At 68.5% G+C, this 21302-nt stretch carries 15 protein-coding genes and 1 pseudogene; 11 read left to right on the plus strand and 5 right to left on the minus strand.

Annotated elements, in window-relative coordinates:
• The 11 genes and pseudogenes from NM961_RS06415 to NM961_RS06465 form a co-directional block, all read left to right on the plus strand.
• Nucleotides 1-376 (plus strand): annotated as a pseudogene (locus tag NM961_RS06415) (hypothetical protein); the annotation flags it as partial.
• Nucleotides 377-390: 14 nt separating this feature from the next.
• On the plus strand, nucleotides 391-2673 hold the full coding sequence (gene gspD / locus NM961_RS06420; protein WP_255913095.1) for a type II secretion system secretin GspD: 2283 nt from the start codon (nucleotides 391-393) through the stop codon (nucleotides 2671-2673).
• Nucleotides 2674-2693: 20 nt separating this feature from the next.
• Nucleotides 2694-3122, plus strand: a complete 429-nt coding sequence (locus tag NM961_RS06425) for a hypothetical protein (RefSeq protein ID WP_255913098.1) — start codon at nucleotides 2694-2696, stop codon at nucleotides 3120-3122.
• Between the two features lie 165 nt (nucleotides 3123-3287).
• Nucleotides 3288-4817: a hypothetical protein gene (locus NM961_RS06430; protein WP_255913099.1), complete on the plus strand. Its 1530-nt coding sequence runs from the start codon at nucleotides 3288-3290 to the stop codon at nucleotides 4815-4817.
• Nucleotides 4818-5854: 1037 nt separating this feature from the next.
• Complete coding sequence (locus NM961_RS06435) at nucleotides 5855-6994, plus strand: hypothetical protein (protein WP_255913100.1); 1140 nt, start codon at nucleotides 5855-5857, stop codon at nucleotides 6992-6994.
• 178 nt (nucleotides 6995-7172) lie between these two features.
• On the plus strand, nucleotides 7173-8123 hold the full coding sequence (locus NM961_RS06440) for a peptidylprolyl isomerase (protein ID WP_255913101.1): 951 nt from the start codon (nucleotides 7173-7175) through the stop codon (nucleotides 8121-8123).
• A 57-nt stretch (nucleotides 8124-8180) separates the two neighbouring features.
• On the plus strand, nucleotides 8181-8975 hold the full coding sequence (locus tag NM961_RS06445; RefSeq protein WP_255913102.1) for an ABC transporter permease: 795 nt from the start codon (nucleotides 8181-8183) through the stop codon (nucleotides 8973-8975).
• Nucleotides 8972-10192, plus strand: coding sequence for an ABC transporter ATP-binding protein (locus NM961_RS06450; RefSeq protein ID WP_255913103.1), 1221 nt, complete (start codon nucleotides 8972-8974; stop codon nucleotides 10190-10192). The genes NM961_RS06445 and NM961_RS06450 overlap by 4 nt, the downstream gene beginning before the upstream one ends.
• A complete protein-coding gene (locus NM961_RS06455; RefSeq protein WP_255913104.1) occupies nucleotides 10189-11121 on the plus strand; it encodes a class I SAM-dependent methyltransferase in 933 nt (310 codons plus the stop codon). Before NM961_RS06450 ends, NM961_RS06455 begins: the two co-directional genes overlap by 4 nt.
• A 102-nt stretch (nucleotides 11122-11223) precedes the next feature.
• Nucleotides 11224-13092 carry a lantibiotic dehydratase family protein gene (locus NM961_RS06460; RefSeq protein ID WP_255913105.1) on the plus strand — a complete coding sequence of 623 codons (1869 nt, stop codon included), beginning with the start codon at nucleotides 11224-11226 and terminating at the stop codon, nucleotides 13090-13092.
• A gap of 10 nt (nucleotides 13093-13102) precedes the next feature.
• The gene (locus tag NM961_RS06465; RefSeq protein ID WP_255913106.1) at nucleotides 13103-14002 is read left to right on the plus strand and encodes a glycosyltransferase family 2 protein; all 900 of its coding nucleotides are present in this window, start codon (nucleotides 13103-13105) and stop codon (nucleotides 14000-14002) included.
• 58 nt (nucleotides 14003-14060) lie between these two features.
• Here NM961_RS06465 and NM961_RS06470 read toward each other — a convergent pair whose 3' ends face one another.
• The 5 genes from NM961_RS06470 to NM961_RS06490 form a co-directional block, all read right to left on the minus strand.
• Nucleotides 14061-14729, minus strand: a complete 669-nt coding sequence (locus tag NM961_RS06470) for a glycosyltransferase family 2 protein (protein ID WP_255913107.1) — start codon at nucleotides 14727-14729, stop codon at nucleotides 14061-14063.
• Nucleotides 14726-16072 carry a tetratricopeptide repeat protein gene (locus NM961_RS06475; RefSeq protein WP_255913108.1) on the minus strand — a complete coding sequence of 449 codons (1347 nt, stop codon included), beginning with the start codon at nucleotides 16070-16072 and terminating at the stop codon, nucleotides 14726-14728. Before NM961_RS06475 ends, NM961_RS06470 begins: the two co-directional genes overlap by 4 nt.
• A gap of 88 nt (nucleotides 16073-16160) precedes the next feature.
• Nucleotides 16161-17822, minus strand: coding sequence for an energy-dependent translational throttle protein EttA (gene ettA / locus NM961_RS06480; protein WP_255913109.1), 1662 nt, complete (start codon nucleotides 17820-17822; stop codon nucleotides 16161-16163).
• 253 nt (nucleotides 17823-18075) lie between these two features.
• Nucleotides 18076-19059, minus strand: a complete 984-nt coding sequence (locus NM961_RS06485) for a glycosyltransferase (RefSeq protein ID WP_255913110.1) — start codon at nucleotides 19057-19059, stop codon at nucleotides 18076-18078.
• The gene (locus NM961_RS06490; RefSeq protein ID WP_255913111.1) at nucleotides 19052-21244 is read right to left on the minus strand and encodes an O-linked N-acetylglucosamine transferase, SPINDLY family protein; all 2193 of its coding nucleotides are present in this window, start codon (nucleotides 21242-21244) and stop codon (nucleotides 19052-19054) included. The genes NM961_RS06485 and NM961_RS06490 overlap by 8 nt, the downstream gene beginning before the upstream one ends.
• Between the last annotated feature and the right edge of the window lie 58 nt (nucleotides 21245-21302).

Raw genomic sequence — 21302 nt, forward strand, 5'->3', positions numbered from 1 at the left:
CTACGTCGACAACCAGTACCTGCAGGTTCCGCTGCGTGGTCCGGGCGCCGTCGAGCCGTTCGTCTTCACCATCGGCGAAGACGCTGACGGTAACGGCGATGGCCTGTCCTGCTCGGAAGTCGGTATCCTCCAGTACGACCGTGAAGAAGGCGCCCCGACCGAAGACAGCGACGGCTTCTCGCCGCCGCCGCCGCAGCCGGGTGCGCCGCCTGTGCCGCCGCCGGCCGTGGCGCCTGCGCCCGGCGCGCCGGCCAGCGTGCCCGGGCAGCCGCCGCCGGATCGCGCGGCGGAACTGCAGCAACGAATCGAAGCGCGCCGCCGCGAAATGCGCGAGCAGGCGGAAAAGCTGCGCGAGCAGCAGGAAAAGTCCAAATGAACGGAGTGCGACCAGTGCGTCTACGTCTCTATCCTCTCTGCCTGGTGGCGCTGCTGGTCGCCCTGGCGGGCTGCACCTCGGGCGGCAGCGTACGCCCCGACGCGGATGCCGAGCCCCTGCCCACACGTTCCGCTCCGAGCGCCACCGAGGCCGAACGCGCCTTGGCCGGCAATGCCCGCGACGAAGGCCCGATCTCGCTCAGCGGCAGCAAGGATGCGCACGCCAACGTGCCCAAGCCGGAAATCGAGAAGGGAACGGCCAAGTTCATCAACGAAGCCGCCGCCAGGGCGCCGGTCGCGGCCGTCCCCGACGGCGACGGCCAGCTCACCTTCAATTTCGAGAACCAGCCCATCCAGGCCGTGGCCAAGGCCATCCTGGGCGACCTGCTGCAGCTCAACTACGTGATCGCGCCCGGCGTGCAGGGCAACGTGAGTTTCTCCACGTCCAAGCCGATCAAGTCCGACCAGGCCATGTCCATCCTGGAGATGCTGCTGTCCTGGACCAACAACTCGCTGGTCTACAGCGACGGCCGCTATACCGTGCTGCCGACCAAGGACGCGCTGCCGGGCAAGCTGGTGCCGCGCATCGCGCCGCCGGGCGCATCCAAGGGCTATGAAGTGCGCGTGTTCCCGCTGCGCTTCGTTTCGCCCAAGGAAATGGAGAAGCTGCTCAAGCCCTACGCCAAGCCGGATGCCTTCGTCTCGGTCGATACCTCGCGCAGCATGCTGGTGCTGGCCGGCACGGCGACGGAGCTGTCCAACTACCAGCGCACCATCGACACCTTCGACGTGGACTGGCTCAAGGGCATGTCCATCGGCGTCTACGCCGTGGTCAATGTCGAGGTCGCCAAGATCATGCCGGAGCTGGACAAGCTGTTCGGCGCCACCGGCGAATCGCCCATGGCCGGCATGTTCCGCTTCGTGCCGATCGAGCGCACCAACTCCGTCATCGTGATCACGCCGAATCCGGATTACCTGGCCCAGGCCGAGGAATGGCTTCGCCGGCTCGACATGGGCGGCAGTGAAAACGGTACTCAGCTCTATGTATACGATGTCAAGAATGTGAAATCGGTGGATCTGGCCGACCGCCTCAACGAGGTGTTCACCGGACAGCGCGGCAGCGGCGGCAGCTCCTCGCGGCGCAGCTCGCGCGGCGGCGTCGCGCCGGGCCTGCAGTCGGTCGAGGTGCGCGGCACCAACGACACCAGCCGCCGCGCCGAGGCCGCGCGCGAGAAGCAGGCGGCGGCGACGGCGGGCACCGCCGGCGGCGGCACCCAGTCCTTCACCATCGGCGATGACGAGAACGAAGTCCGCATCACCGCGGTGGAAGAGAACAACCAGATCCTGGTCATGGGCACGCAGAGCCAGTGGGGCATCATCCAGAGCGCGATCAAGCGCCTGGACGTGGAGCCGCTGCAGGTGCAGATCGAGACCAAGATCCTCGAAGTCAAGCTCGACGGCTCGCTCAAGTACGGCGTCAAGTGGTATCTGGAAGGCCTGATCGGCACCAGCAACCAGGACGCCAACGGGCCCAACCGCTTCAGCGACTCGCAGCCGGGCAACCAGCAGCGCGGCCTGTTCGGCTCTCAGGGCAAGCCCGACGCCAACGCGAACTTCTTCTACTCCTTCATCAACAGCGAGATCGAAGTCGCCATCAACGCGCTGCAGTCCAACGGCAATACCAAGACCCTGTCGGCGCCCTCGCTGGTGGTGCTCAACAACAAGGAAGCCCGCATCAATGTCGGCGACCAGATCCCGGTGGTGCAGAACTACCTCAACGGCGGCATAGGCACGGGTTCGCTGGGCACCAGCTACGGCTCGGTGCAGTTCCGCGACGTGGGCGTGATCCTGACGGTCACGCCGCGGGTGAATCCCGGCGGCCTCGTCTATATGGAAGTGAGTCAGGAAGTGAGCAAGCCCGGCGTGGCCGACGTCACCGGCAACCGCGCCGTGTCCAAGCGCGAGATCGAGACCGAGATCGCGGTGCAGAGCGGCCAGACCGTCCTGCTGGGCGGCCTGATCGGCGAAGACGAAAGCAAGAGCAGGAACGGCGTGCCGGGCCTGAGCAAGATCCCGGTCATCGGCAATCTGTTCGGCTCCACTGACAAGAGCCGCACCCGTACCGAGCTGATCGTCATGATCACGCCGCGCGTGATCGGCAACGCCGTCGATGCCCGCTCCATCACCGAGGAATACCAGCGCCGCTTCGAATCCCTGCCGCCGCTCAAGGGCGCCGGCGGCGACACGCTGGAGAGCGCCTTCGGCGACGACAGCGAGAAGAAGAAAGCCAAGAAGTAACAGGAAGTTCGGAGAATTCTATGAAAAACATCAAGTTGCTGTTCATGATCGCAGTTCTGGCCCTGCTTGCCGGCTGCGGCACCATGGGCGGCACCAAGTCCGGTGCCGCCGGCGGCAAGGGCAAGACGGTCGAGGAGCGCGCCCAGGAGCGCTGGAACTACCTGATCGAGCGCAAGGCCGGCGAGGCCTACGAGTACCTCACCCCCGGCTACCGCAGCGCCCATCCCAAGGACGCCTATGCCGCCAAGATGTCGACCCGGCCGGTCAAATGGACCAAGGCGACCGTCACCGGCAAGCAGTGCGAGGATGAGAATACCTGCGAGGTCGCCCTCACCATCGAGTTCAGCCTGCGCATGGGCGGAGGTGTCGGAACGGTCTCAAGTTTCAATGTCCAAAAGGAAAAGTGGCTCCGGATCAAGAATCAGTGGTATCACCTTCCGGCCCAGTGAAGGTGGCCTCCGGAGCCGTTATTCCCGGGATTGCGTTGCCATAACCTTTGTTCTAGCATTGGCGCGCTGTTGCCCTACCATGCCCAAAAAAGGCGGGCCAAAACCGCTGCTGCGGAGCATGGTCGGTTGTAAGCAAAAGCCCTGTGGTTCATTAGGAGTGTTGTGATGAAAAGAAATAATCTGACGACCTCGGTTGTCGCGGGCCTCGCCGCTATCGCCGGCATCGCCAGCACCGCGAACGCCGTTGAACTGAACCCGGATGGCCTGGGTCAGGTTCTGCTCTACCCGTACTACACCGTGAACGAAGGTCAGCAGACCCTGATCTCCGTGGTGAACACGGCCGAAGTTGCCAAGGCTGTCAAGGTCCGCTTCCTGGAAGGCTACAACTCCCGCGAAGTCCTCGACTTCAACCTGTTCCTGTCCCCGTTCGACGTGTGGACCGGCAACATCTTCGCCCTGTCCGATGCCACCCTGTCCGGCGACGGCGCCGCGATCGGTACGGCCGACAAGAGCTGTACCGCTCCGGACAAGAACCGTTGGACCGGCACCATCCCGGGCTCGACCGTTCCGTACAACACCTTCCGCAACTACGCCTACACCGGCCGTAACGTCGACACCGGCCCGACCGGCTTCGAGCGTACCCGTGAAGGTCACATCGAGCTGATCTCGATGGCCGACCTGGCTGGCTCGCTGGCTTCTGCCGTCACCCATCGTGGTGGCGTGCCGAACAACTGCTCGGTCGTCCAGTCGATCAGCCCGCAGAACTCGCTGCTCGTCGCTCCGACCAGCGGCCTGTTCGGCGCCGGCGGCATCGTCAACGTCTCGCAGGGTACGTTCTTCACGTACAACGCCGAGGCCATCGACGGCTTCACCAACACGGTTCTGTTCTCTGACCAGTCCTCGCTGACGCCGTCGCTGGCTCAGGCGATCACCGGTCAGGACGGCACGGGCCAGGACATCGCCACTGCCTACGTCTTCGGCACCGGCGGTCAGCTGATCCGTTCGGACTACCTCGCCGGCGGCACGCCGAACAACGCCATCGACGCGGTCAGCGCCGTGTTCATGTCGTCCAACCTGTACAACGAATACAACGTTGACTCCAGCGTTGGTTCGAACACCGACTGGGTTGTGACCTTCCCGACCAAGCGCTTCTACGTCGACAACCAGTACCTGCAGGTTCCGCTGCGTGGTCCGGGCGCCGTCGAGCCGTTCGTCTTCACCTTCGGCGAAGACGCTGACGGTAACGGCGATGGCCTGTCCTGCTCGGAAGTCGGTATCCTCCAGTACGACCGTGAAGAAGGCGCCCCGACCGAAGACAGCGACGGCTTCTCGCCGCCGCCGCCGGATCAGCCGCCCTCGGCTCTGTGCCGCGAAGTCAACGTGATCAGCTTCCTGAACATCCCGCAGGGCTCTCCGGCCCCGACGGAATCGGGCGTGCTGTACTCGAAGCTCGTTGCCAACATCGATCCGTACGCTTCGACCGGCTGGCTGAACCTGGACCTGGCCGCCGACTCCGCCCACGTCAGCCGCGCCTCCATCGACGGCGACGTGTACAGCGGTCTGCCGGCTACCGGCTTCCAGGCTGTGAACTACGTCAACGAGAACGTGACCGAAGGCGTGCTGTCGAACTACAGCGGCCTGTTCCGTCACCGCGCCAGCCGCTCCTGCGCCAACGGCTCGGCCGTTTGCTCCTGATAGTTCAGCATCAGAAGTAGCAGGTAAGCAGTAAAGGAAAGAGGGGCCTCCGGGCCCCTCTTTTTTTTGCTTTTCCGGATTTGCCGGTATGCGATCCGCTGCCGTGGCCGCGGAAAACCGACCGGAGCGGGGTGCGCGGCCGGGGACGGCTCCGCTGTGGCTGCCGAAACAGGTTCGGGATGCAACCATGGCTGGTTTGGCGCGAACCGGCGAACCGGTTCGCCACCTGATGACGCTGCGCAACGGATCAGGTTTGCGGGGTTGGCTGGCGGGGCACGCGGCTACTGCTGGAGCAGTTCAGGACGCCGGTGCCACTACCGGTTCGATTTACACCGGCCAGCCAGTCCGGTCAGCTGCTGCTGTGGCGAAAACCGATTGACTTGAAATCGGCTTCGGCTGACAGGCAGCCGCCCGCTGTCGTTGCCGGGGGCAGATCCGGGGCGCCAGGGCGCCACCGCAAGGTCGATCCATACGATGAGCCGGTCCGCGACTGGCCGACTGCAAGCCAGAATCCGTACAGAGCTGGTCGCCACGCCGAATCGCGAGGTCCGCAACATCGGCGCAGCGCCGCGCGAGTGCGATCGGCCTCGGCTCCGGATAAGTCGGCCAGCCTTGCCGTTTGTCTGCCAGGAGCCGCGCACCGCTTCATTTCCCGCCGGCTGCCGGTCATCAACACGGCACCAACCCGGGAAAGGCCGCTGCCGGCGCCCGGCCGCCTGGTGTCTATACTCCGGGCAAAGCCCCGGAGCGACCGGGGCAGCATCCAAACCGCGGCTCCACGGATTGGCGACAAACTGCAATCCGCGGCAGGCAAGCTCGCCGCAGGTCCCTGGTCCCCGAACCAACGCCGTCATTCAGCACCGTGCCATCGCCGCAACGGCCATCACCCCCTCCAAACGCCCCTTTCCCCTGGCGCGACCTGCTACCCGGCCGCTTCCTGCGACAGAGGACTTGACTGTATTTAACGAAGGGTTTGCACAGGTCCGGGTCTCTGGCGCTAAACTCCGCCCGCTCCCGATCTGATTTGGAATTTGTCAATGCCTGTTTTGCGCCTGCCCGCTACCGCTGCGCTGCTGCTCACCATTGCAGCCGCCTCCGGTTCCGTGAACGCCCAGACTTCCGTGCCGCTGCAATTGGAATGGGAATCCCCCACGGGCACCAAGACCTGTACTTTCACTACAGATTCCAATGGTGTGACCCTGGTGGGCGGCGGCCCCGCGCTGAAGGCCAAGGGGGCCTTCGGCACGACGGATTGCCCTACCGGCACCACGACGCCGCCGACGGGGCCTGCCATCGTCAACGACATCAGCACCACTGAGATTCCGCCCACGACCACGGGCGGCGCTCAGCACACCATCAGCTGGGCGGCCACCAACGCCGACAGCTGCAGCTATTCGGGCACGTTCCCGTCCGCCGTCACGGGCTGGCCGGCCGGCGTCGCCTGTACCGGTGCGACCGATTGCGCCACGACGCGCAACGTTCCGATCACCATGCCGTCCACGGCCGGTACCTATACTTTCACGCTGACCTGCAGCAAGTCCGGCTTCAGCCCGGTCAGCTCCAGCGCCTCGACCACGATTTCCTCCGGCCCGCCGCCGGCCGGCTGTATTGCGCCCACCGGTCTGACCCGGCTGCTGTCCGGCAGGGTGGCCTACAACGACGGCAACGATCGCAACAATATCGATCTGACCCGCTTCGAAAACGTCTTCGGCCATGACAACCAGGGCGGCTCGAACCGTCTGTGGCCGGGCACGCAGAACATCAACCAGCGCATCTTCATCCCGCGCAACAACTACGTCTCGCTGCAGTTCACCGTGCCTTCCAATTTCCACTCGGATACGCGTGGCCAGTACCGCTTCGAGGAAACCGCGCCCAGCGCCAGCGTCATGTCGATCACCGTCAGCAAGGCCTGCGGCGACTTCAACACCACGCCGACCTCGCCGATGACGACCAAGTGCATCCTCAACGGCGGCGCGCTGAACAGCGCACTGACCTGGGGCAAGACCGGCCTGACCGCGCGCTGCCAGCTGGATCCCGGCCAGACCTACTACCTCAACATCGTCCACGCCAATCTCAATACCATCACCACTTCGGGTTGCTCGGTTGCCAGCTGCGCCAACACGATCCAGAACCAGAACATGAACCCCAGCACCAACCCGACCATAGGCTGGCCCTGATAGGGCCCGGCAAGGCGGGATAGCCTGAGATTGCGGCCCCGGCCCGGCATCTGCCGGCCGGGGCTTGTATTATCCGGCTTCTGATCCGGGAACCCGGGCTGTTTTCGACGGTCCATTCCCCGCGAATCGCATCCTGTGGGCGTGCTAGTCGCGCCCCTTTTTCTTTTTGGGGTATTCCATGCACAAACTGTTGTTTGCTCTCGGTCTGGCGCTATCGACGACGGCGGCTTTCGCGGCGGAAGCCAAACCTGAAGACCAAGTCCTGATCACCCAGGGCGAGGTCAAGCTGACCATGGCCGATGTCGATGCCTATGTCGCGCGCATCCCGGCGGCCGACCGCGCCGGATTCATGGCCAAGCCCGAGCGCATCCAGACCATGCTGCGCAATATGTTGCTGGACCGTCAGCTCGCCGCCGAAGCGCGCAAGCTCGGCCTGGACAAGGATCCGCTGGTACAGCGCCAGATCGGTCTCGCCACCGATTCCACCCTCGGCCGCGTGCGCACCCAGAAGCTGCTCGAATCCCTCAAGGTGCCGGATTTCAGCGCCCAGGCCGAAGAGGAATACCTGGCCAACAAGAGCAAATACAGCGTGCCGGCGCGCGTCGACGTCAAGCACATCCTGATCGGCGACAAGACCCGCACGCCGGAAGAGGCTGCGGCGCTGGCGCAGGACACCCTGGCCAAAGTGACCAAGAACCCGGCCCAGTTCGATGCGCTGGTCGAATCCCTGTCGGATGATCCGAGCAAGAAGGACAACCACGGGCTGATCGAGAACGCGACCTCGAGCCAGCTGGTCCGCCCCTTCGCCGAAGCCTCCGGCAAGCTGGCCAAGCCCGGCGACCTGTCGCCGGTCGTGAAAACCACCTTCGGCTACCACATCATCCGTGCCGAGAGCATCACCCCGGCCAAGCCGCGTCCGTACGAGCAGGTGCGCGAAAACATCATCGCCTCCCTGACGAAGGAATGGACCGAGAAACAGATGCGCGGCCATATCGACGAGCTGCGCAACATGCGCAGTGAGGAAAATGCCGAACTGCTGCTGTCCCTGCGCGACCGCTACAGGACCGCGGGTGCCAGCGTGGATGCGACGGCGGTGGATGCCGGGACCGAGTCCGACAAGGTCGAGTGACGGCCGCCGCATGCACCTGCTGATTCGAGGGTGGGCCGCCGCGGCCCGTCCCGCGGCATGATGCCGGCGCTCGCTGCGCGCCTGCCCACGCTGGGACTGGCGCTGCAGCTCGCCCGCCGCGAGCTGCGCAACCGCTATCTGGGCAGTTTCAGCGGCGGCGCCTGGGCGCTGCTGCAGCCGCTGGTGCAGCTGGCGGTCTACGCCTTCGTATTCGGCTACGTGTTCCGCGCCCGCCTGCCGGGCGCGGATGCGCCGGGCTACGTGCCCTTTCTCGTGGTGGCGCTGTGGCCGTGGACGGCCTTTGCCGAGGCGCTGAGCCGCGCCACCACCGCGATTCCGGACAATGCCAGCCTGATCGGCAAGGTCGCCCTGCCGCGGGTGGCCCTGGTGATCGCGCCGGTGCTGGCCAGCTTCACCATCCACGGTGCCGGCTTCATCGGCCTGCTGCTGGTGCTGCTGCTGGCCGGCGCGGGCATCTCCCCGGCCGGGCTGCTGCTGATGCTGCCGGCGCTGCTGCTGCTGTTCCTGTTCGCGCTGGGCCTGGCTCTGCTGCTGTCCGCATTGCAAGTCTTCGTGCGCGATATCGCACCGGCCCTGCCGCAGCTGCTGATGCTGTGGATGTTCCTTTCCCCGGTGTTCTACGCGCGCAGCGCCATGCCGGAATTCGTGCAGCCCTGGTTCGATCTCAACCCCATGACCGGCGTGGTCGAATACCTGCGCCAGGTGCTGCTGGGCATGCCGCCGCCGGGACTGCGCGCGCTGGCCTGCAGCCTGCTCGCCGTGGCCCTGGCACTGTGGCTGGGCGGTTTCGCCTTCCGCCGCCTGCAGCGCCATTTCGAGGATTTCCTGTGAGCGCCGACCTGCTGGTCCAGGCCAGCGGCCTGGGCAAGAGCTATCCGCGCGTATTCCGCCGCAGCGACCGCCTGCGTGCGCTGCTGGGCTTGCTGGCCGGACGCCAGACCGGCGAAGTCACGCCGGTGCTGCAGGACATCGACCTCAGCGTGCTGCGCGGCCAGTCGCTGGGCCTGATCGGCGACAACGGCGCCGGCAAGTCCACCTTGCTGAAGCTGCTGACCGGCGTGCTCACGCCCAGCCAGGGCAGCGTGCGCGTCAACGGCCGCATCGGCGCGCTGCTGGAACTGGGCGCCGGCTTCCATCCCGAATACAGCGGCCGCGACAACATCGCCATGGCGGCGGCCCTGCAGGGCTTTTCCGCCGACGAACTGGCCGCGCGCCTGTCCGACATCATCGCCTTCGCCGACATCGGCCACTACATCGACGAGCCGGTCAAGCACTATTCCTCGGGCATGGTCGTGCGCCTGGGCTTCGCCATCGTCGCGGCGACCCGGCCGGACCTGCTCATCACCGACGAAGTACTCGCCGTCGGCGACGAATCCTTCCAGAAGAAATGCGTGCGCTGGATGGAGGATTACCTGGCCCAGGGCGGCACCCTGATCCTGGTCTCGCACAGCATGTACCACATCCAGAAACTGTGCCGGCAGGCGCTGTGGCTGCGCCAGGGCCGCATGCAGGCCTGCGGCGACGTGTACGAGGTGACCCAGGCCTACCTGGCCTACCACGAGCGCAAGTCCGCCGGCGAAGGCCCGGCCGCGCGCGATCTCGACGCGGTGCGCGGGCTGGAATTCCACGTGCGCGGCATGCGCGTCAACGGCGAGGAAGCCGAGACCTTGACGCCGGTGGACCACGGCGCGCCGCTGACAGTCGAGGCCACCATCGCCTCCCGCGACGGCCGCGTGCCGGTGGTCAACATCGGCATCGCCCGGGCCGACGGCACGCCGGTCTACGGCGTCAGCACCGACATGGACGGCGTGCAGCCCGCGCCGCTGGCCGACGGCGACTACCGCATCGTGCTGCATTTCCCGGCGCTGCCGCTGCTGCCGGCCAGCTATACGATACGGGTCCATCCACTGGACACCGAAGGCATGCGCCTGTTCGACACCCTGGAACGGCTGCTCACGGTGCGCGGGCGCAGTTCCGAGTCGGGACTGGTGCGGCTGGCCCACACCTGGGAACATGCCGCCCCCTTGGTCAGGCCCCGTCGCGAATGACTGGCAGCGTCCCCCTGGAGTTCACCGGCGAGCGCTTCACGCCCGAGTGCGTGCGCGAGATCTGGTACGAGCACTGGCATCGCTATGCCCTGGTACAGCCCTGGGCGCAGGGCCGGCGCGTGCTCGACGCCGCCTGCGGCGAGGGCTACGGCAGCGCGCTGCTGGCGCGCGGCGCGCAGTCGGTGCTGGGCCTGGACATTTCCCCGGCCGCCGTCGCCCATGCCCGGGCGCGCTATGCCGGCCTGCCCAACCTGCGCTACGAACAGGCCGATGCGACCCGCCTGCAATTGCCGGCCGGCGCCTTCGACCTGGTCGTCTCCTTCGAGACCCTAGAACACGTCGAGGCCCAGGAAGCGCTGCTGGACGGTCTTTGCCAAGCCCTGGCCGACGACGGCCTGCTGGTGATTTCCTCGCCGGACAAGGCCACCTACGGCGAAGCCGCCGGCTTCCGCAACGAATTCCACGTGCGCGAGCTGTACCGGCACGAGTTCGAGCAGCTGCTGCGCGCGCGCTTCGCCCATGTGCGCCTGTATGCCCAGCGCCTGCTGTTCCAGTCGGCAATCTGGGCGCTGGATCCGCCCCCCGGCGCCGAGCCCGCGCACTACGCCACGGCCGCCCTGGACGGCCAGGTCCAGCCGGGCCTGGACTACGCGCCGATGTACTACATCGCCGTGTGCTCGCGCCGGCCGCTGCCGCCGCTGCCGGCTTCGTCCTGGTTCGGCGACCGCGACGAAAGCGTCTATCAGCACTACAATCACGAAATCCGCAAGAACATGGCCGCGGGCGCGCGCATCGCGGAACTCGAGGCGCAAGTGGCCCAGCTGCAGCGCGAACAGGCTGCGGCGGCGGCACCGGTCCCGATGCCGGCGCCGGACGCGGCCCCCCCGGCGCAGCCCTGGTGGCGGCGCTGGCGGAGCAGGGGACGCTGACATCATCCACGCGCGCCGGCAGCCGCCGGCACTGCGGCATTTTCCGAGACATCCCGCGCGGCAGCCGCACCGGCCGCCGGCGGGCAAAGGCGACAAGGCTTCATGAGCAGCAATCTGCAGTACCAGTACACCTTCGACGCCACGCCCGCCGTGACGATTCCGCCGCTGCGGCCCAATCCGGCCACGCCGGTCTACGCCTCGGAGGACGCCGTGGTCGCCTCGCTGTCCAACAGCGAGTGCGTGTTCCAGGTCAAGCGCACCGGCGACGCCCATGTGATGACCTTCCAGGTGCTGCAGGCGCTGGATCAGTGCCGGGAATTCCGCACCCTGGACGAACACGTCGCGCGCATCCAGAGCACCATCCCCGGCCTGGAACAGCAGCGCGAAGCCGTGACCCGCGTGCTCCAGAACCTGATCGAGCGCGACCTGCTCATCTCCGACGCGCGTTTCACCCAGCGCCTGACCGCCGCCGCGCCGCGTCCGCTGGAGCCGCTGCGCGCCATCTTCATCCGCGCCTGCGACCGCCCCGCCCAACTGGAACGCCTGCTGGCCACGGTCGGCGAATACGAGCGCCGCCACCGTGCCGGCCGCCATTACGTGGTGCTGGACGACTCCAGCCTGGCCACCAACATCGACCGCCACCGCGACCTGCTGCGCGAATTCGCCCGCACCACCGGCTGCAAGGTCAGCTTCTTCGGCCCGGCCGAGCGCCAGCGCCTGGTCGAACGCTTCGCCAAGGCCGTGCCTGGCAGCACCGGCGTGCTGCAGCAGATGCTGCTGCCGGCCGCCGGCGCCAACCGCTTCGGCGGCGGCCGCAGCTGGAACCTGGCCCTGCTGCTCTCTGCCGGCGGCCGTTTCGTGCTGTTCGACGACGACCAGCGCCTGCCGCTGCGCCGCCACGAGCTGGCCCAGGGCGGGCTTGACCTGAACCCGACCCAGTCGCCGTTCGCGCGCTTCTACCGCAACATGGAAGAGGCCCTGGCTGCCGGCGAGGAAATCGCCGACGACCCGTTCGGCCTGCACCTGGATGTGTGCGGCCTGTCCATCGGCGAGCTGATCGCACGCAGCGAATTCGGCATCAACCGCGAATCCCTGCGCGGCCTCAACCTGGCTCGCCTGGCGCACCTCAACAGCGACACCCGCGTACTGGTGACCCAGCAGGGCACCTACGGCAGCGCGCGCTCGGAAAGCGCCGCCTGGATCTACCACCTCGACGCCGCCGGCCGCGCCGATCTGTGCGCCAGCCGCGAAGCCTATCTGGCCAATGTCGAGGCCCAGTTCATCTGGCAGGGCACCAGCCGTGCGCGCCTTTCCACCATCTCCTGGTTCACGCCGTTCGCGTTCGACAACAGCGTGCTGCTGCCGTGTACCAACGCGGTGGGCCGCGGCGAGGATGCGCTGTTCTCCGCCGCCGCGCATTTCTGCCATCCGGATGCGCTTGCGCTGGAACTGCCGTTCGCGGTCGGCCATGTGCAGGAACAGTCGCGGCGCCGTTCGCAGCGTTCGCTGCTGGCCAGCACGCCGCGCGTGAACCACTTCGCCACCGACTACATCCAGCGCCAGTTCGGCAGCTTCCTCGCCAGCGATCCGGCCCAGCGCCTGGAACTGCTGGCGAACATCTTCCGCGACCTGGCCGGCGCCAGCGAGATGGTGCGCATTACCCACCTGCGCGAATACCTCAACTACGTGCGCGCCGATGCGATCGAGCGCCTGCAGCAGCAGTTCGAGAGCGCCTCCGACGCGCCGGTGTTCTGGCAGGCTGACGTGCGCAGCATCATCGACGCCAACGGCCGCGCCCTGATCGCCAAGGCGCCGCCGCGCCTGGGCGACTGGGGCGACGATTTCGACAATGCGGCCTGCGCCCGCGCCCTGCGCGACGAACTGCAGGGCCTCGCGGCCAACTACAGCGCCTGGCCGGCGCTGTGGGAACGCGCGCGCGAACTCGGCGACAAGACCCTGGCCGGGGCCTGAGCGGCCCGCCATGCCGCTGGCCGGAACGACCAGCGTGATCATCGTCGCCGCCGACAGCGGCGACGGCCTGATTGCCGGCGCACGCCGGGTACTGGCGGCGGATGCGCCGCTGCAGCTCATCGTCAGCGACAACGCCAGCAGCGACGGCAGCATCGGACAGCTGCAGCGGGAATTCGGCGGCGACGCGCGGCTGCGCATCGTGCACAACGGGAAAAATCTCGGCTTCGGCGCCGGCGTCAACCGCGCCGCCGCGCTGGCCGACGGCGATTGCCTGCTGGTACTCAATCCGGACTGCCTGATCGAGCACGACACCCTCGCGCGCCTGCGCGGCCAGGCGCGCGCACCGCGCACCGGCGTGGTCGGCGTGCGCATACAGGATGGTGCCGGGGTGGACGAACCGGCCTCGCTGCGGCGGGATCCCACCCTGCGCCGCAGCCTGTGCAGCCTGCTGCGGCTGGACCGCTTCGCCGCGCGCTGGCCGGCCCTGGCCGGTGTGAACGTGGCGGCCGACGCGGTGCAGCGCGGCGAGGACGGCATTGCCGAGGCAATTTCCGGCGCGGTGATGCTGTTCCCGCGGGAAGCCTTCGACGCGGTCGGCGGCTTCGACGAAGACTTCTTCCTGCACTGCGAAGATCTCGACATCTGCCGCCGCCTGCGCGATGCCGGCTACGCCGTGCGCTATGCCGGCTCCATCCGCGTGCCGCACGGCAAGGGCGGTTCCAGCCGGCACCGGCCGGTGTTCGTCGCCTGGCACAAGCACCGCGGCATGTGGCTGTGGTTCCGCCGCCATGACCCGGCCGCGCGCAATCCGCTGCTGCGCGTCCTGGTCCGGGCCGGCATCTGGACGCGCTTCGGCCTGTTGTTGCCGCTGTTGCTGTGGCGCAAATGGCACCATCGCCGCGGCGGCTGATTCGCGCGGGATGTTGCCGGGCCGGCTGATTTCAGGCCGGCAGGTTCCCGCGCCGGCGCTACCAGTGCTCGCCCAGCACCGCCGGCACATAGCGCGCGCCGCGTTCGCGCACCAGGCGCGAGTAGATCTGTCCGTCGGAGGCGGCGGAGCGGTCGTACCAGCCGCCGATCTCGCGCCATACCGTGGCCCTGGCCACCAGCTGCAGGCAGTCGATCAGGCCGGGCACGGTGGGAAAGCCGGCGTAGATCAGGCCGTGCTGCGGCCGGGCCGGGTCGCGGTAGATCGAGCCGCGTCCGCTGAAGTGCATGCCGCGCATCAGCACGGCGAAGATCAGGATATCCGGGTTCTCCAGCAGTTCCGGCGCGGGCGCCGGCGTCACCGGCTGGCGGCTCCAGTGGTCCAGCACTTCCAGCGCTTCCGGATAGAGCAGGTTGTCCGGGTTGAAGTGGACGATGTACTCGCCGCGGGCCTCGGCGATGCCCCGGTGGCGCAGCGAGTGGCCCCAGTCGTTGTGGCGCTGCCCGGCGATCTCGATGCGCAGGCGCTGCTCCAGGCCCAGGGCGGAAAGATCGGGCAGCGGCCGCGACAGCGGGCCGTCGTGGTACAGCAGGACCTCGAAATCGCCGAAGCGCTGCTGCGCCAGGCAGTCCAGGCCGCGCAGCAGCACGGCGTCGCTGATGCTGCCGTCGTAATGCGGCACGATGATGCTGAAGCGCGGCGAACTCATGTCGGGCATTCCTTGGCGGTGGCTGCCGGTGCGGCAGCGGCGACGCTGGCGCGCACCTGCTGTTCCAGCGTGGCGTCGGGCAGGGCGGTCCAGTGCGCCAGCCAGTCCTGGATAGGCACCAGTTCGGCGTCCTCGGCCAGGGCGAGCTGGCCCAGGCGCTGGGCCGGCGGCGTCTCGCTGTGCAGGGCGGGGAACTTGGCGGTGAATTTCCGCGCGAACTCCCAGTACACCGGGTTGTAGTCGCCCTTGGACTCGTGCAGCAGGCCCAGGTCCAGACACAGGCCGCAGCGGAAGCCGGCCTGGGCGGCGCGCCAGCTCAGGTCCAGGTCGTAGAAATGGAAGCCGTCGAAGGTCTGCGCGTCGAACGGCAGCTGTTCGAACACGCGGCGGTGGCCGGCGATGAACACCCCGTCCATCAGCAGCGCGCCGTCCACCGTCGCGCCCTGGCTGCCGAGCAGCAGCATCAGGCCGCGGCCGGCATCGTCGCGGTGGGCTACCCAGCAATGCGCATGCGGCGGCCCGGCCCAGCCCCAGGTCGGGCCGCTGGCGCGGGTGCCGCCGGCCACGCCCAGCAGTTCGTAGCGGGCCAGCCCGGCACGCAGGCGCGCGGGGAAGTCCTCGGCCAGCAGCAGGATGTCGTCGTGGCACAGCACCAGCAGCTCGCCGCGGCTGGCGGCCACGCCGCGGTTGTAGCCTTCGCACAGGGAGCGTGCGTCGTCGATCAGCACCAGTTCCCAGGGCTCGTCCGCCAGCAGCTGTTCCAGGCGTGCGCGCAGGCGGCCGATCTTGGCCGGCGTGATGCTGCAGACGACGAAGGAAATCAGCCCCGGCGCCAGCGCCGGCCGCGGCCGTGGCGGTGCGGATTCGCCGCGCTGCACCAGCTGCTGGGCGCACTGGGCCAGGCCCATCATGGCCTCGGCATGGTTGGGTTGCAGCCGCGCCGCGCGCAGCAGGGCGGCGGCGGCGGCCGGCCAGCGCTGTTCCCGGCCCAGGGCGATGCCGAGCTTGAACCAGCTGTCGCCGGCCGTGTTCGCCTGCGTCGTGGCCGCGAACAGGGCGCGGCAGGCCCCGGCCGTATCGCCCAGGCCCAGGCAGGCGCTGCCCAGCGCATGGCTGGCTTCGGGATTGCCGGGTTGCAGCTGCAGCGCGCGCTGCAGGGCATCAGCCGCCGCGGCGTAGCGGCCCTGCTGCAGCAGGGCGCTGCCGAGCAGGTGCAGCGGTTCAAAACGGCCGGGCGCGGCCGTCGCCACCTGCGCGGCCAGGGCGGCGGCGCCGGCGGCGTCGCCGCGGTTCCAGGCGGCCAGGGCGGCGCGCCATTGCTGGGCTTGCTGATGTTCGGGCATCCGGATTCCCGCTCGGAGAAAAACCACGTATTGCGCCGTGCCTCCCGTCCCCAAGCGCGGGAGGCACGGACCGGGCTGTCCGCCGGCCTCAGGCCAGCTTCTTGTACCGCACGCGATGCGGCTTGGCCGCCTCGTCGCCGAGACGGCGCTTCTTGTCTTCCTCGTACTCGCGGTAGTTGCCGGTGAAGAACTCCACATGCGAGTCGCCTTCGAAGGCGAGGATGTGGGTGGCGATGCGGTCGAGGAACCAGCGGTCATGCGAGATGACCATGGCGCAGCCCGGGAACTCCAGCAGCGCCTCTTCCAGCGCGCGCAGGGTTTCCACGTCGAGGTCGTTGGAGGGTTCGTCCAGCAGCAGCACGTTGCCGCCCTGCATCAGGGTCTTGGCCAGGTGCAGGCGGCCGCGTTCACCGCCGGAGAGCTGGCCGACGATCTTCTGCTGGTCCTGCCCCTTGAAGTTGAAGCGGCCGATGTAGGCGCGCGACGGGGTCTGGTACTTGCCGACGGTGATCATGTCCGAGCCGCCGGAGATCTCCTGCCACACGTTGTTGGTGCCTTCGAGCTTCTCGCGCGACTGGTCCACGTAGGCCAGCTGCACGGTCTGGCCGATGGCGATTTCGCCCTTGTCGGGCTTTTCCATGCCGGTCAGCAGCTTGAAGAAGGTGGACTTGCCCGCGCCGTTGGGGCCGATGATGCCGACGATGGCGCCGGGCGGCACGCGGAAGGAGAGATCGTCGATCAGCAGGCGGTCGCCGAAAGCCTTGGATACGTGCTTGAACTCGATCACCATGTCGCCCAGGCGCTCGCCGGGCGGAATGTAGATTTCGTTGGTTTCGTTGCGCGCCTGGTATTCGACCGAGTTCAGTTCCTCGAAGCGGTTGAGGCGCGCCTTGCCCTTGGACTGGCGGCCCTTGGCGTTCTGGCGCACCCATTCCAGTTCGCGCTGGATCGCCTTCTGGCGCGACTTCTCCTGCTGCGCTTCCTGCTTCAGGCGTTCGTCCTTCTGCTCCAGCCAGGAGGTGTAGTTGCCCTTCCAGGGAATGCCGCGGCCGCGGTCGAGTTCAAGAATCCACTCGGCCGCATTGTCCAGGAAGTAGCGGTCGTGGGTGACGGCGACCACGGTGCCGGGGAAGTCGGCCAGGAACTGCTCCAGCCATTCCACCGATTCGGCGTCGAGATGGTTGGTGGGCTCGTCCAGCAGCAGCATGTCGGGCTTGGACAGCAGCAGGCGGCACAGCGCGACGCGGCGCTTCTCGCCGCCGGAGAGATTGCCGATCTTCGCGTCCCATTCCGGCAGGCGCAGCGCATCGGCGGCGACTTCGAGCTGGCGCTCCAGCGTGTGTGCGTCGGATACGGCCAGGATGTTCTCCAGGCGCTGCTGCTCGGCGGCGAGCTTGTCGAAATCCGCGCCTTCCTCGCCGTAGGCGGCGTAGACCTCGTCCAGGCGCTGCTGCGCGTGCAGGATCTCGGAAACGCCTTCCTCCACGCATTCGCGCACGGTCTTGTTCGGGTCCAGCTCCGGTTCCTGCGGCAGGTAGCCGACCTTCAGCTCCGGCTGCGGGCGCGCCTCGCCGATGAAGTCCTTGTCGACGCCGGCCATGATGCGCAGCACCGTGGATTTGCCCGAGCCGTTCAGGCCGAGCAGGCCGATCTTGGCGCCGGGGAAGAAGGACAGGGAGATGTCCTTGATGATCTCGCGCTTCGGGGGAACGATCTTGCTCACCCCGATCATGGTGTAGACGTACTGCATTGGACTCGCTTCCGGAAGGCGGAAAAGTCCGCAATTATCCTCGATAAGCTCCCCGCGGGGCCAGCGCGCGGCCGGCATATGCAACGGACGCGCAATGCGCGGTGCGCCATCGCAGGCCGTGCGACGGCCGCGGCGCAGTATCTGTCTGCCGGCGTCGCCCAGGATGGGAGTCGCGGCCGGATTGGCCGGCGCCGGCACCACAGGACTGTTCAGGTCTGGCGCGGCTGCGCAAGCAGCCGCGCTTTTTTTCGTCTCAGCCGGGTGCGGCCAGCCAGTGGCCTATCCAGTCGTGGATCGGTTCGGCCAGGCGCTCGTCGGCCAGCAGCAGGGTGCCCGGGCGGTAGGCCGGCGCCTCCCGGCGCGGCGCCAGTTCGGGGAACTTGGCCAGGAATCGCCGGGCATAGCCTTCCCAGCTCGCGGCGAAATTGCCGCCGGAGGCATGCCACAGCAGCAGGTCCAGGGCGACGGCGCAGCGCAGGCCGGTGCGGTGGGCGCGCCAGCTCAGATCCAGGTCGTAGAAATGGAAGCCATCGAAGGTTTCCGCGTCGAAGCCCAGCTGCTCCAGCGCACCGCGGCGCGCCGCCAGGAATACGCCGTCCAGGCCCTGGGCTCCCGCGATCAGCGGCCCGCGGCTGCCGAGCAGGCCCAGCAGCCAGCCCTGGCCCTGGGGCTGGCCGACCCAGGAATAGGTATGCGGCGGCCCGCTCCAGAACCATTTCGGGCCGTCCAGGCGGTCGCAGCCGGCCACGCCGATCAGGTCCTGTCCGGCCAGGTGACGACGCAGGGTGGTGGCGAAGCGGCGGGTGAACAGGCCGATGTCGTCGTGGCAGAGCACGATCAGCTCGCCGCGGGCGCGGGCCAGGCCGCGCGCATAGCCCTCGTTGAGCGAGCGCGCATCGGCGATATGCACCAATTCCCAGTCCTCGCCGGCCAGTTCGCGCTCCAGGTCGCGGCGCAGCCGCGCCAAGCGCGCCGGTTCAATGCTGCAGACGATGACCGAGATGCGGCCGGCGGCGCGCTCGCCGTCGGGCTCCTGGCGCGGTGCCTGGCGTCCGGCGATGACCAGCCGGGCCGCACATTCGAGCAGGCCCTGCGCCGCGACATGCTGCTGCGGATCGGCCCGCCAGGCCTCGCGCAGCCCGGCCGCCGCGCCCAGCCAGTCGCCGCGTCGGCCGGCATCCAGGGCCTGTTGCAGCAGGCGGGCGGCGAGCTGTGGCTCGGAGGCGGATTCAGTCATGGGCGGTGACCGCGGGCGGCTGCACCTGGCACAGGAAATCCGCCAGGGCGGCGCAGACGCCGCTGTCTTCGAACAGCACATGCTTGCGCTCGGCGATGGTGCGGCCCAGCGCGTGCAGCTGTTCCGGCGCGCCGGCCAGGGCGACGGCGCGGGCGATATAGTCCTCGGCGGAATCGGCGATCAGCGCATCCAGCTCCAGCGCGCGCAGCATGGCGTAGCTCTGCCGGCCGCGCATGCACTCGCCGGGCAAGGTCAGCCAGGGCTTGTCGCGCCACAGCGCGTCCAGGGTGGTGATGCCGCCGGAGAAGCCCAAAGTGTCCAGCAGCAGGTCGGCCTGTTCCACGGCCTGGAGATATTCCGCAGCCGGCAGCGCGGTGCAGACCTGCACCCGGGCCGGATCCACGCCGTATTCGCCCAGGCTGGCGTGCAGGCGGCGCGCGAAACCTGCGGCCTGTTCTTGCGTGGCGGCGGTCAGGAATTGCAACGTCGTGCCCGGCGCCTGGGCCAGGATGCGGCCGAACAGCGCATCGTGGGCGGGATACAGCTTGTACAGGTTCTGCAGGCAGGCCAGGCGCACCGGGCCCGGTGCGCGCGGCGCCGCCGCGACCGGCCCGGGCCGGGCAAAGCAGCCGCCCAGGCGCGGCAGGCGCTGCAGGATCTCGCTGTAGTGCTGCTGCGCGTGGGCCGGCTCGGCCGCGTCCGCGGACAGGAAATAGTCGATCGCTGCCGCGCCGCTGGTCACCGGATGGGCCCAGGTCGCCACCTGCACGGGCGCATGCCGCAGTGCGGCCAGGCACTGGTTGACCACGTCCAGGCCCAGGTCGAGAAAGATCAGGACATCCAGTTCCGCCGCGCGCAGCCGCGCGCTCCAGTCGGCAAAGCTGCCGCCGCCGGCCTGGTAGTGGTCGGCGCGGGCGCGGAAGCGCTGCACCATTGCGTCGTCGCCGCTGCCGGTGTGGAACACGCACAGCTCCAGCCGCTCGCGCGGCAGGGCGAGCAGGGCTTCGCCCCAGGCCCGCGTGACGGAATGCTGGTGCAGGCAGCTCGATACCAGGCCTATGCGCCGGCGCGCGCGCCGTATCGGCCGCGGCGGCAGGTCGGCAATGGCGGCGCCCGTGGCGGCGTCGAGCAGGCGCCGCACCACGGCCGCGTGGCGCCGGTGCAAGGCCACATGGGCGCCGTCCTGATAGGCCAGGGCGAAATCCGGCACGCTGCCGAGCAGGCGTCCGGCAGTGGCGGCATCCAGGTCTTCGTGTTCAAACCCGGCCAGGCCGCGCTCCCAGTCCGCCAGCCATTGCGCGCGCTGGGCTTCGGACTCGAAGCAGGGCAGGGCCGGCGTATGGAACAGCACCCAGCGCGCCAGCGCGTCGCGCGGCGACTGCGCCAGCACCTGGCGGAAAGTGGCGACGGCGGCGGCGGTCTGGTGCGCGCCGATGCGGGCCAGGCCCAGCTGTTGCAGCGCGGCCAGGGAGCCGGGCTGCAGCCGCACCAGTTGCTCGTGCACGGCGACGGGCTCCGCGCCGCCCTGGCGCCAGGCGTCGAGCACGGCGGCGCGGCGCTGCCAGATGGCCAGGTCCTGCGGCGCCAGCTCGCTGGCCCGGCGCAGCGCCGCGGCGGCGGCGTGCCAGTCCTGCGCGGCGGCGGCGGCCTGGCCCAGGGCGTCCCAGGCGGCGGCCTGGTCCGGCAGCCATTCGACCAGGCGGCGTGCGTGGAAGCCCGCGGCCAGTGCATCGCCGCGGGCCAGTGCATCCGCCACCAGGCCCAGGCGCGCCTGGGCCATGCCGGCGGCTTGGCGCAACGGCGCGAATTCGCGCTCGGATTCGTCAAACCGATGGCGCAGGCCCAGCACATGGCCGCGCAGGAAGGCACCGCCGGCGTCGGCCGGCTGCAACCGGCGCATTTCGGCGGAAGCGGTATCGGCCTCGTCCAGCTGCCCGGTCTGCAGGGCGGCTATCGCGAGTTCGCGCCAGGCCGCGGCCAGGCGCGGATCGGCCTGTACCGCCTTGCGCAGCGCAGCCAGTGCCTCTTCGCCGGCACCGCGCCGGCGCAGGAGCTGGCCCAGCAGCAACTGCAGCGCGGCATCGCGCGGCCGCGCCGCCAGCGCCCGCCGGCACAGCTGTTCCGCGGCCGCGGCATCGCCCCGCTGCAGCGCCGACTGGATTTGCGCAGCACTCTGATCGGACACGCAAAAATCCGCGCAGGAGCCACTTTCCGCCGAACCGGTGGACAGTGGCCTTATTCAG

This window comes from Tahibacter harae (assembly GCF_024437735.1).
In the GTDB taxonomy this organism is placed as follows: domain Bacteria; phylum Pseudomonadota; class Gammaproteobacteria; order Xanthomonadales; family Rhodanobacteraceae; genus Tahibacter; species Tahibacter harae.

What these genes read in the sequence shown, in the direction of transcription:
- NM961_RS06470 (WP_255913107.1), bottom strand. Translation starts at nt 14,729, where the DNA reads ATGAGTTCGCCGCGCTTCAGCATCATCGTGCCGCATTACGACGGCAGC.
- NM961_RS06475 (WP_255913108.1), bottom strand. Translation starts at nt 16,072, where the DNA reads ATGCCCGAACATCAGCAAGCCCAGCAATGGCGCGCCGCCCTGGCCGCC.
- NM961_RS06455 (WP_255913104.1), top strand. Translation starts at nt 10,189, where the DNA reads ATGACTGGCAGCGTCCCCCTGGAGTTCACCGGCGAGCGCTTCACGCCC.
- NM961_RS06445 (WP_255913102.1), top strand. Translation starts at nt 8,181, where the DNA reads ATGATGCCGGCGCTCGCTGCGCGCCTGCCCACGCTGGGACTGGCGCTG.
- NM961_RS06485 (WP_255913110.1), bottom strand. Translation starts at nt 19,059, where the DNA reads ATGACTGAATCCGCCTCCGAGCCACAGCTCGCCGCCCGCCTGCTGCAA.
- NM961_RS06435 (WP_255913100.1), top strand. Translation starts at nt 5,855, where the DNA reads ATGCCTGTTTTGCGCCTGCCCGCTACCGCTGCGCTGCTGCTCACCATT.
- ettA (WP_255913109.1), bottom strand. Translation starts at nt 17,822, where the DNA reads ATGCAGTACGTCTACACCATGATCGGGGTGAGCAAGATCGTTCCCCCG.
- NM961_RS06425 (WP_255913098.1), top strand. Translation starts at nt 2,694, where the DNA reads ATGAAAAACATCAAGTTGCTGTTCATGATCGCAGTTCTGGCCCTGCTT.
- NM961_RS06440 (WP_255913101.1), top strand. Translation starts at nt 7,173, where the DNA reads ATGCACAAACTGTTGTTTGCTCTCGGTCTGGCGCTATCGACGACGGCG.
- NM961_RS06465 (WP_255913106.1), top strand. Translation starts at nt 13,103, where the DNA reads ATGCCGCTGGCCGGAACGACCAGCGTGATCATCGTCGCCGCCGACAGC.
- NM961_RS06460 (WP_255913105.1), top strand. Translation starts at nt 11,224, where the DNA reads ATGAGCAGCAATCTGCAGTACCAGTACACCTTCGACGCCACGCCCGCC.
- NM961_RS06430 (WP_255913099.1), top strand. Translation starts at nt 3,288, where the DNA reads ATGAAAAGAAATAATCTGACGACCTCGGTTGTCGCGGGCCTCGCCGCT.